The sequence below is a fragment of the Virgibacillus senegalensis genome (assembly GCF_000821245.2).
Classification (GTDB): Bacteria; Bacillota; Bacilli; order Bacillales; family Amphibacillaceae; genus Sediminibacillus; species Sediminibacillus senegalensis.
In genome coordinates this window covers 584554-597616 of record NZ_LN611424.1, presented here as the reverse complement: position 1 = coordinate 597616, position 13063 = coordinate 584554, and the positions used below count along the sequence as shown (strand labels likewise).

Here is a 13063-nt window from a genome sequence, read left to right as displayed (position 1 = left end):
GATACATTACGTTAAAATAGTCCTAAGAATTTCTTTGTCTTTACTTTTTCCGGTACGTCTCCGACTACCACTTCGCCTTCTGCAACCAATTGAGCGTTTTCCATGAAGTAGTAAACCAAGGAACTTCCGTAAATTGTTTGTATTTCGGTTATGGCTTCCTGCATACAAAAGCCCCGATTGGTTGTATTGTGAGCGTCCGATGAAATAAAGTGCGTTAAATTTGCCTCGATTAATTGCTGGCTGAATTTCCGAATAGTTTTTCCGAATTTTCCGACAACACTTGCTGCGGTCACTTGAGTTAGCGTTCCATTTTTCACGAATTCGTATAACTGATCAGGATCTTTAATCAATTCCCGGTTTCTTTCTGGGTGGACGATAATCGGCTTGAAACCCTGAACCTGAAGGTCGAATAACAGCTGTTTGGTATAACGCGGTACATGATCAGATGGTAGTTCGACAAATACATAGCCTTTGCCATTTAGAGGAAGTAACTCTCCCTGTTCTAAATGGTCTACCATATTCCCATTTATTCTTGTTTCTTGTCCAGGCAATACAGTCAGAGGGATGTTCTCATCCTGCAATCGATTATTCAATTGACTTACATAGCCTAGAATGTCAGTTTTATAGTTATTGTATCTGCCATTTAAATGATGAGGCGTTGCAATAATGGTATGAATACCTTGAGCGACAGCTTCTCGAGCCATTTCAAGACTATCTTCCATATGCTTGGCCCCATCGTCAATTCCCGGCAGGATATGACAATGTATATCAATCAAAAAGCTTACCTCCCTGCAATTGGGACTTTTTTGGTTATCCGCCTTAGTCATTATAGCAGGATTTTACAAAAATTTGAACAGTAAATCATGTCGAAACATGTAGAATGAGTACATTTTTTCAAGTAAGCACATTGAAATTGCTTTCATTGGCAATTCAATTGACAAGGTTTCCTAGCAAAGTTATCTATCGATTCGTTTTTTACAAAAAGATTCTTCCTATAAAAAGGAAGAATCTTTTGATTAGTTTGTTCCATAATAATAATAGTGACCTTTTTTCTGTTCCAAATCATTCAGTACGACTCCGAGAAGCTTGGCTTTAGCTGGCTGGAGAAGTTCTTTTGCTTTTTGCGCAGCTTCGTACTCTGTCTGCTTACTGCGTACCACCATTAATGCTCCATCACAAAGATTCGCTAAGATTTGTGCATCGGTCACTGCCAATACAGGCGGGGTATCAAAAATGACTAAATCGTAACGTCCGGAAGCTTCCTCCAGCATCCTTTCCATCGCCTTTGACCCTAAAAGCTCTGAGGGATTAGGGGGAATTGGTCCACAAGAAAGCAAGTCCAAGTTGGGTACGTCGCTTTGTACTACTGACTCGCCCAGTGATTTTTCGCCCACAAGGACATTACTCAAACCAAATCGATTGTCCATCCGAAACGTATAATGAAGGGTCGGCTTCCTCATATCTCCATCAATCAGAAGCACACTTTTTCCTTGCTGTGCAAAAACGATTGCCATATTCGCTACCGTTGATGACTTACCTTCCGATGGTCCGGAAGAAGTTACCATCATCGTTTTTAATTCTTCATCAACAGCTGCAAACTGAAGATTGGTACGGATGGTTCGGTATTGTTCAGATATCGGCGAGCGGGGATTCATTTTTGTAATTAAGTGACGGATATTGCTTCTAGACAGTTTTTTTCGTCTGGCCATTCAACTCTCCCCTTCCCCTTGGATTAACTGCATTGCCGAATTGATTAGATATCATATCATCTTCACTGATATGGGAGATAGCACCTAGAACCGGCATTTCCAACTTCTTCTCGACATCGGATTCTGTTTTAACCGTGTTATCCATATATTCCAGCAAGAATGCTAGTCCTACACCGACCATTCCGCCTAACACAATGGCAATGGCAATATTTAGCATTGGTTTAGGACTTACCGGTGAAGGGTTTTCTGTTAGATCGGCTTCTGAAAGTATTTTCACATTGTCTACGTTCATTAAATCAGGAATCTGATCTTGAAACACATTCACCGTTGTATTGGCAATCGATGCAGCAGTTTCTGGATTGATGTCAGATGCTGTCACATTTACCACCTGTGAATTTTGTTCACTCGACACTTGTATTTTTTCACTTAACTGCCCAGCAGTAAGGTTCAAATGCAACTCTTCCGCGACCTGTTCTAAGATAGCCGGGCTTTTAATTACCACATTATACGTATTGATGAGTTCAACATTGGAACGAATTTCGTTTATTTCGACAGATTCTTCCTTATTGTTGGTATTTTGGTTAACGATAAACTGTGAGCTGGCTTCATAAGTTGGCGTAATGATAAAATAGCTGATAATCGTACTCAAAACAGCAGCTCCGACAATTAACACTATAATTAACTTCAGGCGCTTTTTGATTACCTCAAAAATTTCCTTCAATGAAATAGTTTCTTCCATGCCTTTCCCCCCGGGTACATTCTACTTTGCTACGCTAGTAAGCATCTTCGAAATTATAACACAATTTAACAATTGGTGACATAGTGTTTTTGCAGGAAAAGTCAATCTATTAAATATAGAGAGGTTTACTCCCTGTATAAGCATAATTAATATTACATTTTTATTACAAATACAGAATCTTTCGTCCTATATGCTATACTAATTTTATTAGAAAAACTTGTAAAAGAACGGTACATAAGGGGGAAAGTTGGTATGAAAAAGACATTATTATCGATTACTGCCACAGCTGTGATTGCTTCATCCTACAGCATGACAGTTGAAGCTGCTTCCTACAAGGTCCAAAAAGGTGACTCGCTTTGGTCCATTGCCCAAAAGTATAATACTTCTGTCGATTCTTTGAAATCAGTAAACAAGCTAAAAAACAATATCATATTCCCTAACCAAGTCTTACAGGTGGACGGGAAATCCTCTTCTACCAAAAAGGAAGAAAAGGATACAAATCAATGGTCTTCTAAGTCTTCTACATACACAGTAAAATCTGGCGATTCACTAAGCAAAATCGCCGCCCAGCACAACATTTCGTTATCTGATCTAATGGAATGGAACAATCTCTCGACAACGTTGATCTATCCTGGCGATGTGTTTGTTGTCTCCAAGTCTTCTTCTGGTTCTACCTCAGATTCGGGAAATACGGGAACCTCAAATAAAAAAACAGATTCGTCTTCTGGTTCTACGAAAACTACTACATACAAGGTAGTTTCTGGTGACTATCTCGGAAAAATTGCCAGTAAGTATGGTGTATCGGTAAGCGATCTGAAAAAGTGGAACGGATTGTCCTCTGACCTAATTTATGTTGGACAAAAGCTGAAAGTGAATGGCGGTAACAACTCATCAGCTGAAACAAAAAAAGATACTCCTGATACAAAAGTAGAGTCCGAGACTGTTGATTACAATGTTACCAAATTGATCGATGAAGCGAAGAGTTTCATAGGAACCGGATATGTTTGGGGAGGATCCTCACCGAGCGGTTTTGATTGCAGCGGATTTATCTATTACCTTTATAATAAAGCGGGTAAAAGCATTGGACGCTACTCTACCGATGGATATTATAACCGTTCCTACTATGTCAATAAACCGCAGCTCGGTGACTTGGTGTTCTTTGAAGGTACATATCGGGCAGGTATTTCCCACATCGGCATTTATGTAGGGAATAACAGTTTTATTTCAGCTGAATCAAGCGGTGTGAAAGTGACTAGTTTAGATAACTCTTATTGGAAAAAGCACTTTGATGGATTTAAGCGGTTTTATTAATATAGCAAAACTCTCAATCTAAAATGATGATTGAGAGTTTTTTGTTTTTCTACACTCCTTTCATCGCCTAGATCTTCTTATGACCAGAATTAAATTTATTAGTATATTTTGAATTATACCTTGCAATTCCAGCCCATAGGAATATAGTTCGACCTACTATGACAAGGTTTTGTAAGTTACATTACAAAACTATTACAAAGCTATTAATCTGGCAAATTCATGCTATATTGGAAAAGTCATAAAACATCTGAGGAGTGAAGGAATGAAGACTAAAAAGACATTATTGTCTTTCGCAGCAACTGTCGCTATCGCATCTGCTTTTACAACAAACGTTGAAGCCGCCTCGTACACAGTAAAATCTGGGGATACCCTTTGGGGAATTTCGCAGAAATATGGCACATCCGTTTCCAATTTACAATCGATCAACAGCATTTCCGGCCATATCATTTATCCTGGCCAGGTAATTGAAACGGACTCTAACAAATCTACTACTACATCTTCCAACAATACAGCTAGTTCCAGTTCATCTACTACATATAAAGTGAAAGCTGGAGATACGTTATCACATATCGGTGTCAGATACGGTGTTTCCGTCAGCAGCCTGAAGAAATGGAACAGTCTTTCTTCTGATTTAATTTTTGTGGGACAAACCTTGAAAATTAACGGAACTTCCAGTTCTTCACCGAAAACACAAGTAAAATCGTCTACAGTAAGCAACGGTTCTGCTCTCGTTAATGAAGCGAAGAAGCACGTCGGCACTCCATATGCATGGGGTGGAACGAGTCCGAGCGGATTTGACTGCAGCGGTTTTATCTATTATGTATTCAATAAAGCTGGTCAAAATGTTTCCCGTGCCAATGCCGCTGGATACTACAATCAATCAACCAAGATCAGCAGCCCACAACCAGGAGACTTAGTTTTCTTCAAAAATACCTATAAATCTGGTATTTCTCACATGGGTATTTATGCAGGAAATAACCAATTCGTACACGCAAGTTCAAGCGGTGTACAGCTTACAAGCCTAAGCAACTCCTACTGGAAAGGTCATTTTGCAGGCTACGGCAGCTTATAAGCCGATATAACATTGAAGAATCCAGACAGATCGAGAGATGCATTCTCGATCTGTTTTTTATTTAAACCCAATTGCGGGCTGCTGCACACTCAGTTGTACTACAGGGACAGATCTCTAGGGATAGAGTTGGAATTACTCCTTATATACCCGCCTTAAAAACAGCTAAACCACTTTTTTAAAATTTTTTTGATTTTTGGGGTCAGGATTTGGGGACAGTCCCCCAACACACTACCACGACGCAGCATTACTATGTTGGGGGACTGACCCCCACATACATGTTAACAAGCAAACTTGGAATGATACTCTTACAGGAGGTGTAAGTGATGGCTCAAGATGTGTTATGCGAAGTGAAAAACTGTATATATTGGGCACACGGTAATAAGTGTGCGGCCGATGCCATTTATGTTGTAAGTCATACTGGCAAAGAAGCATCGGACCAAGAAGAAACAGACTGCCAAACCTTCGAGCCAAAGCATTAAGCATCTTCTTGTAAGGGGCCTGTCGAGGGACAGGCCCTGGTTGTTTGTTTGTAAAGAACATCCCCCACGCTGTCAAAATGTGATAATTTTTTTGTTCAACAAAAGGAGTTTCAAATCATAAGTAGAAAAGATGTATATAAAGGAAGGTGATGATTATTGATCGTTAAAAAAAGAGAAATTCCCCGCAAGTTACAAGTGTTAGAAGCATTGATAAGACGTCTTTCTATGAATCACCCCAGATTTTCCTTCATACAAGAGGAATACGCCAAAAGGTTGGCTGGGTATCACGGTGAACGACAGGTCGATTACCAATTGAACTTACTCCCTCAAAAACCCCTCTACATATTTCACGATTTACGCCTCCCGCATTATCAACATTATTTTCAGATTGATACGTTATTAATTACGGAGAATTATGCAGTTATTTTAGAAGTGAAAAACTTTACCGGAACGCTTGTTTTTGATGAACATTTTAAGCAATTAATCCGGACCGCAGACGGGAAAGAAGAAGGATTCCAGTCGCCCCTGGTACAAGCGGAGAATCAGAGAAGAAAACTGAAAGAATACTTACAACAACACCAGCTTCCTTCTCTACCAGTAGAGAGCCTCATTGTAATCAGCCACCCTGGCACGATTATCAAAGCCGACAATGATAAAGAAGAAGTTTCACAGAAAGTTATCCACTCAGAGTTTTTGGCGGAAAGGCTCGATCAGTTAAAAAATAATTATGCCCATTCCCCCTCATTTCCTATCGAAAAAGTATTCAAGCACCTGCTTACCTCGCACACAGAACTCACAGCCAAAGACTATCTATTCAAAGGAATTAACAAAAAGGATATTCGAACAGGCGTGCAGTGCCCAGAGTGCAAAAAATTTTCAATGAAACGATTGTATAACAACTGGTATTGCCCCTTCTGCTCTAGTAAGTCAAAAGATGCTCATCTGCAGGCACTCAACGACTATCTGCTTCTCGTCAATCCATCTATCACCAATAACCAATGCCAAAAGTTTCTTCATATCAATCGGCATTTAGCAAAAAGAATTCTCAGTAAGAATTTAAAAGTCTCCGGATACGCGAATAAAAGAGTATATTTTAAGTGACTTGAATAGGTACATTGCAGGAGCCCGGCTCTTTTTGGAGGTAGTTGATCTTCTTCCAGGAGGAGTTGATCTTCTTTTCCGGGTACTTGATCTTCTTCCGAAGTTAGTTGATCTTCTTTAACAGGTACTTGATCTTCTTCCGAAGTTAGTTGATCTTCTTTAACAGGTACTTGATCTTCTTCCAGGAGGAGTTGATCTTCTTTTCCGGGTACTTGATCTTCTTCCAGGGGGAGTTGATCTTCTTTTCCGGGTACTTGATCTTCTTCCGCAGGGAGTTGATCTTCTTTTCCGGGTACTTGATCTTCTTCCGCAGGGAGTTGATCTTCTTTTCCGGGTACTTGATCTTCTTCCGAAGTTAGTTGATCTTCTTTAACAGGTACTTGATCTTCTTCCGAAGTTAGTTGATCTTCTTTAACAGGTACTTGATCTTCTTCCAGGAGGAGTTGATCTTCTTTTCCGGGTACTTGATCTTCTTCCAGGGGGAGTTGATCTTCTTTTCCGGGTACTTGATCTTCTTCCGCAGGGAGTTGATCTTCTTTTCCGGGTACTTGATCTTCTTCCGCAGGGAGTTGATCTTCTTTTCCGGGTACTTGATCTTCTTCCGAAGTTAGTTGATCTTCTTTAACAGGTACTTGATCTTCTTCCGAAGTTAGTTGATCTTCTTTAACAGGTACTTGATCTTCTTCCAGGAGGAGTTGATCTTCTTTTCCGGGTACTTGATCTTCTTCCAGGGGGAGTTGATCTTCTTTTCCGGGTACTTGATCTTCTTCCGCAGGGAGTTGATCTTCTTTTCCGGGTACTTGATCTTCTTCCGCAGGGAGTTGATCTTCTTTTCCGGGTACTTGATCTTCTTCCGAAGTTAGTTGATCTTCTTTAACAGGTACTTGATCTTCTTCCGAAGTTAGTTGATCTTCTTTAACAGGTACTTGATCTTCTTCCAGGAGGAGTTGATCTTCTTTTCCGGGTACTTGATCTTCTTCCAGGGGGAGTTGATCTTCTTTTCCGGGTACTTGATCTTCTTCCGCAGGGAGTTGATCTTCTTTTCCGGGTACTTGATCTTCTTCCGCAGGGAGTTGATCTTCTTTTCCGGGTACTTGATCTTCTTCCGAAGTTAGTTGATCTTCTTTTCTGGGTACTTGATCTTCTTCCAGGGGGAGTTGATCTTCTTTTCCGGGTACTTGATCTTCTTCCGAAGTTAGTTGATCATCTTTTACGGGTACTTGATCTTCTTCCGCAAATAGTTGATCTTCTTTGCGACTGTCGTAATACTTTGCCACTACACAATAAACCCCCAACACAATGTTGGGGGTTCCTCTCTCATCTTATTTATTTCTCAGGTGCCAATTCTATCGCCTGGCGTAATGCTTCTAAAAGGCTTTGGTCATCAGCGATGCCTGTACCGGCAATGTCGAAGGCTGTTCCATGGTCGACACTCGTCCGGATGATCGGCAAGCCGACGGTGATGTTTACACCAGCTTCGAGGCCGAGTACTTTGATTGGACCATGGCCCTGGTCATGGTACATAGCAACTACAATATCGAAATCTCCGCGCTGTGCCCGGAAGAACAATGTATCTGCAGGAAGTGGTCCTTCTACATTGATTCCTTCACCTGTTGCACGTTCGATAGCAGGGATGATTTTTTCTTCCTCTTCCCCATAGCCAAACAGTCCGTTTTCACCAGCATGCGGGTTAATGCCGCAAACAGCGATTTTCGGCTCCTTGATGCCGGAATTGCTTAATGTTTCATGAGCGAGACGGATTACATGGTAAACGCGCTCCGGTTCGATCATATTGATGGCGTCGATAAGACCGACGTGTGTCGTTACGTGGATTACTTTCAGCTTCGGTGAGGAAAGCATCATCGAGAAATCCTTGGTTCCGGTCAATTCGGCCAAAATCTCCGTATGTCCTGGGTAGACATGGCCGCCCTTGTGCAAGGCTTCTTTGTTCAAAGGCGCTGTACAAATCGCATCGATCCGGCCGGCGTTTGCAAGCTCGATTGCCGTTTTCAAATATTCAAAAGCTGCATGTCCTGCTTCTGGTGAAACCTGGCCAAACGGCAAGTCTTCCGGTAAAATATCGAGGTCATAGCAAGCAATTTCTCCGAAAGTCGTAGCTTCAAAACTTTCAGCTTCATTAACGCGTTTAATCGTGATTTCTGTATCAAGTACTTTTGCTGCCCGTTCTAGCATTTTCGCATCTCCGATAACAAATGGATGGGCATTGTCATATACTTCTTGTTTTTGTAAACTCTTTACGATAATCTCTGGACCGACACCTGCGGCATCACCCATAGTTATACCGACGATTGGCTTCTTGCTCATCATGTAAGACTCCTTTCAATTCCTGCATGGCTCGGTAAATCGATTCTGTTTTTCCGAACGCTCCTGCTTTTGTCACTGCTGTAATTTCTCGGTTGGTTCCAATCAAAGTACCGACAGGAATGCCTGCCTCAATTTGTTTGATTAGTCGAAAGCCCACTGCGCCTAAGTGGCGGGCGGTTTCTTTGGCGGTATCGCCGCCAGTCAAGAAGAATCCTCTCAAATTCTGATTCTGCTCCGAAACCTTTGCGACAATCTGGCCAATCGCTTCCGAAATCCGTTCACCGATTTGATTTTTACTAAGACCCAGCTCTTGTCCCAACTGCTTAACCTGCTCCCGAACTTGCTGGTTGGACGGAACATAAAGCACAATGTCCTTGCCTTCTTTCAATGCCGAACCGGTCTTCTGTACATAACGTTCCGCATGAAGCTGCCAATTATCAGAAAAAATCTGCATCGTGTCGACTTCGATTGGGGCAACGTTTTCCTGGTCCTTTGCGTAATGGACTTGCTGCTGCGTCACTTCGGACAGGCTTCCACACACGGTCATGACTTGCTCTGAATGCGGGATTGTTGTTTCAGAAGGTTGATCACCCAGTTTTAGCACAAGTGGAAGAACTTCTGCCAAACCGGCTGAGCCTGCCCAAATAATGTTGTTTGTCACTAACACCATCCGTTCCACGATGGCTTGCAAGTCAGCCTGTGTTTCCGCATCACAGACAATATAGTGAACTTGTTCTGCTCTGAATTGTTTTATTTTATCTACCCAGGAAACAAAGCTTTTACGTAAATCAGCGGATTTAATTAATCCGACTGGCGCGCCGATTTCCTCTTCGATGATTGCCGGAATATAAGATTCCTTAACAGGATGTTTCGGATCCTGGGAAATCTCCGTTTCGGAAATTTTGACACCTTTCACATAGTGGTGGCCATCTACAGTTGTTCTGCCATAAGGGGGAAAAGCCGGAGCTATAATGACAAACTCCGGTTTAAATACTTCCCGCACAGCTTCCAACTCTGTCCCAATATGGCCGCGTAACGTAGAATCCATTTTTTTATAAATATGCTGATAGCCTGACTTTTTCAAGAAATTTGCCGCTTTTTTCGTAACTGCATAGGCATCTTCCCTGTTTAGCGCCCGTGAATTTGTATCGATGACGATGCCCTTATCCACGTTTTCCTGCTGTTCAGGAACATCAAATAACACGGACGTATCGATGCCTTTTTCTTTTAGCTGAACGCCGCTGTCATTAGCGCCAGTCAAATCATCTGCAATAATTCCGATTACTTGTGCCATAATACTCCCCCGTTCTTATGATGCTGAGATGGAAGCTTCTTTTGAAGAGGTTTCCTTCTCTTCGTAATCTCCTGGAAGGTTGACTCCCTTTTTCTCCAGTCGTTTCACTAAGAATGCAATATACAAAGGCAATAAAATCGCAGTGGTTACTACTGATGCTGCTACTTGAACGGTTGCCAAATCTGCTACACTGGCAAAACTGGCATTTGCTGCTGCGATTGCGGCAGGTGTGGCCACTGCGTTTCCGGCAGTCGAGCCTTCTGCAGCACCGACAATCGGATTCCATTTGAATGCTTTGAATACAAAGTAGGAAACTGTTCCAGTAAGGAATACCGTAAGCAGTCCAAGCACAATACCTGACAATCCACCCTCGATAATTTTACCGAAATCGATTCCCATACCTAAGGCAAATGCGAAAAATGGAATCAGCATCGAGCTTCCTTTATCAAGAAAGTCCCGCATGTTTGGATCCAAGTTACCCAAAACCATACCAACGACTATCGGTAAAAGAACAGCGATGAAAGATTGCAATGAGAACATGCCGTCCACAAAGCCCATTGCTCCAAAAATGGACAAGGCTACCATGGTGAAAAACGGTCCGTCATTTAGTGCCAGCAAAGAGTAGGCAGCGCGGTCTGTTTTGTTCCCGTATTGACCTACAATCGCGATGAACAATCCGCCGTTACTATTGGTCATTGCAGCGACAATCGCAATCGGAGCCAAGCCGAGCCATAAACCATTGTCACCTGCTAGTGCATATGCTAATAAACCGAATGCAGCACCGACAATCCATTTTGTGGTTAAAAGTGTTGCACCTTTTCCAAGACTGACCCCGACATTACGGAAGTTGATTTGTGCACCAGTACAAAGTAGGAACAGTGCAATCAAAGTACTTGCTCCATCCACGAATAGTGCCTCTGTGAAGTTACCGATTCTTAGTAAATCAGGAGCAAATGTGTTTAAGATAGCTGCCAAAAGCAATGGAACAACCATCATACCTCCTGGAATTCTATCAAGCGTTGCTTTAATTTGCATTTTTTCTTCCTCCCCCATTTTAACATGAATGTTTTAAAATTAAACAATTATAATTGCTATAAAGCGTTTTCAGTTATTATATTAAGTCATAAAGTTACAAAAAGCAACACTTATTGTTAATTTTTTGTCGAAAATAACAACTTTTCTCCTAAATCACCGTTTTATTCTGCAACAAAAAAGCGCGAGCTCAATGATTAAGCTTGCGCCACAAGGTAGATCGGTTGATTCCTAGTCTTTTTGCCGCTTTTGATTGATTCATCCCCTCTTCCGCTAATACCTTCCGCATAATAAGTTGCTCCATGTCGGCCAAGGTCCCATTTAAGGGAATTACGGATGCATCTTCACGATCAGCGAGGTCGATGTGCGTTTGGAGAACAGACTGTACAAGGGTCTGGTCGACATAATAGCCGGTTGTACGTATACTTAACTCCCGCACAACGAACTGCAGTTGGTCCAGGTTTCCCGGCCAGTCGTATTCTTTAAGCTGCCGTATAGCCTCCTGCTTAATCCCCAATGTTTCACTGCCTTGATTGGCATGGATTTCTGATAAAAAGTAATGAACGAAAGCTGAAATGTCTTGTTTTCTTTTACGAAGCGGAATTAAATGCAGGGTTGTGTGTGCCAGTTTCCGGAATAGCTCATTATTCAACTGCTCAGAAGCGATTTGGATATCCCCCAAAGCAATCACCGACACGTTCTCAGATTTTTTCTCAACCAACTGTAACAACATTTCCTGTGCACTTTTTTGCATTTTTTCCGAATGCTTAAGTAAGACGGTTCCTCGCTTCAACTCTGTCAATAAGGTTTTGGATGCCAGGATATGCAAGTCTCTCTCCGTAGCCAAGGCTCCGTCGATTGTGATGATCGGCGCTTCCTGGCCATGACGTTCAAAATGGATAGCCTGCGCTATTGTTTCTTTGCCAGTTCCTGTTTCCCCAGCAATCCAGAGCACTTCATCCAGGCTTGCATAGCTTTGAATGCTCTCTCTTATATTTTTCGCGAAAGAGCTTTCCCCTATTATTGGTACATGCGCCGGATTTCCTGTAATCCGAATCGCCTGGTCTGTTTCTTTGTATAAAAGGGACGGTCGGATCAGGATACCTATATGCGAGGGATCCTCTTTAATCGGAAAGGACTGTACAAAGTAGGATTGTGTTTTACTTTCGACCGTGGCTGATTGTTCGGTTTGCTGCTTGTTCGTTTTTTCCAATATCGACTGAACCGATTCAGACTGAAGGATATCTTGATCAGCAATCGTTTCTGCGAACGTCCGATTATGATCGATAATCTCTCCATCCGTTGTGGTGATTACCAGAGCCACAGGCAAAGATTGAAAAGTGTTATGTATATGTGAGGTCTGGAACTTCACTCTGCTGAACAGCCGGTGAATCCGTTTTGCCTCACTGATCGCATCCAAAACCGCTTCCTTTCCAGAAGTGATTAGGATTCCTCTTAATCCAACTTGTTCTGCTGTTTGGACAGTTACCACATCGCCCATCACCACGGAATAACCTGCTTGTTTTAGAGCTCGCAGGTGCCCTTTCACTTCCTTGCCGCTTCCGATGGTAATCATTTTAATATCGTATTCCAGAATATTGCAGATCGTTGAGGCCCCTTGCGAAATATTCGGGAAACCGACTAGCGCTACTCCTGATTCGATGCCACGAACCAACGTAAATACCCGCAACATGTCATAGCCAGTGACATTAATATGGATAACTGGTATGGATACGGCTTCTTCGATCATGGAGGCTGTTCCCCCGCGGCTAATAATTATGTCATAACCGTCCTTTTCCGCCTGGATGGCGAGTTCCACCCCATCTTCGAGGTTCCCGATTCCAATCTCTATTGTAAGCTCTGTCTCTTGTTGACGGATCTGCTTAACTGTTTCTGCTAAACCAGGATATGGAGCAACTACCATTGCTTTTATCATACTTACCCCTCTTTTTCCGTTGCATTTTTCAACAATGTTATTATGTCATAGATTTTCGGGTATGT

Annotated in this window: 12 protein-coding genes; 4 read left to right on the top strand and 8 right to left on the bottom strand. The window is 42.2% G+C overall.

Annotated features, from left to right (window positions below; translation table 11 throughout):
• Positions 1-11 precede the first annotated feature (11 nt).
• The 3 genes from BN1067_RS07040 to BN1067_RS07030 form a co-directional block, all read right to left on the bottom strand.
• Entirely contained in the window at positions 12-776 is a 765-nt protein-coding gene (locus BN1067_RS07040) for a tyrosine-protein phosphatase (protein ID WP_053218186.1), read from the bottom strand.
• A 240-nt stretch (positions 777-1016) separates the two neighbouring features.
• On the bottom strand, positions 1017-1709 hold the full coding sequence (locus tag BN1067_RS07035; RefSeq protein WP_053218185.1) for a CpsD/CapB family tyrosine-protein kinase: 693 nt from the start codon (positions 1707-1709) through the stop codon (positions 1017-1019).
• Positions 1684-2448 (bottom strand): YveK family protein, encoded by a 765-nt coding sequence (locus tag BN1067_RS07030; protein WP_053218184.1) that lies wholly within the window; start codon positions 2446-2448, stop codon positions 1684-1686. The genes BN1067_RS07035 and BN1067_RS07030 overlap by 26 nt, the downstream gene beginning before the upstream one ends.
• A gap of 252 nt (positions 2449-2700) precedes the next feature.
• On the opposite strand from BN1067_RS07030, the gene BN1067_RS07025 reads away from it, so the two are divergent.
• The 4 genes from BN1067_RS07025 (at position 2701) to BN1067_RS07010 (ending at position 6411) form a co-directional block, all read left to right on the top strand.
• Positions 2701-3759, top strand: coding sequence for a C40 family peptidase (locus BN1067_RS07025; protein ID WP_053218183.1), 1059 nt, complete (start codon positions 2701-2703; stop codon positions 3757-3759).
• A 262-nt stretch (positions 3760-4021) separates the two neighbouring features.
• Positions 4022-4831, top strand: coding sequence for a C40 family peptidase (locus tag BN1067_RS07020; protein ID WP_053218182.1), 810 nt, complete (start codon positions 4022-4024; stop codon positions 4829-4831).
• Between the two features lie 323 nt (positions 4832-5154).
• Positions 5155-5310, top strand: a complete 156-nt coding sequence (locus BN1067_RS07015) for a DUF1540 domain-containing protein (protein ID WP_110943358.1) — start codon at positions 5155-5157, stop codon at positions 5308-5310.
• Positions 5311-5466: 156 nt separating this feature from the next.
• Complete coding sequence (locus BN1067_RS07010) at positions 5467-6411, top strand: nuclease-related domain-containing protein (protein ID WP_053218181.1); 945 nt, start codon at positions 5467-5469, stop codon at positions 6409-6411.
• Here the strand turns inward: BN1067_RS07010 and BN1067_RS07005 are convergent.
• The 5 genes from BN1067_RS07005 to BN1067_RS06985 form a co-directional block, all read right to left on the bottom strand.
• Positions 6324-7688 (bottom strand): hypothetical protein, encoded by a 1365-nt coding sequence (locus BN1067_RS07005; protein ID WP_053218180.1) that lies wholly within the window; start codon positions 7686-7688, stop codon positions 6324-6326. The genes BN1067_RS07010 and BN1067_RS07005 overlap by 88 nt on opposite strands.
• 49 nt (positions 7689-7737) lie before the next feature.
• Positions 7738-8736, bottom strand: a complete 999-nt coding sequence (gene pdxA / locus BN1067_RS07000; RefSeq protein WP_407701353.1) for a 4-hydroxythreonine-4-phosphate dehydrogenase PdxA — start codon at positions 8734-8736, stop codon at positions 7738-7740.
• On the bottom strand, positions 8699-10030 hold the full coding sequence (locus BN1067_RS06995) for a four-carbon acid sugar kinase family protein (RefSeq protein ID WP_053218178.1): 1332 nt from the start codon (positions 10028-10030) through the stop codon (positions 8699-8701). The genes pdxA and BN1067_RS06995 overlap by 38 nt, the downstream gene beginning before the upstream one ends.
• Before the next feature lie 15 nt (positions 10031-10045).
• On the bottom strand, positions 10046-11065 hold the full coding sequence (locus BN1067_RS06990) for a 2-keto-3-deoxygluconate permease (protein WP_053218177.1): 1020 nt from the start codon (positions 11063-11065) through the stop codon (positions 10046-10048).
• A 187-nt stretch (positions 11066-11252) separates the two neighbouring features.
• Positions 11253-12998: a sigma-54-dependent Fis family transcriptional regulator gene (locus BN1067_RS06985; RefSeq protein WP_053218176.1), complete on the bottom strand. Its 1746-nt coding sequence runs from the start codon at positions 12996-12998 to the stop codon at positions 11253-11255.
• Between the last annotated feature and the right edge of the window lie 65 nt (positions 12999-13063).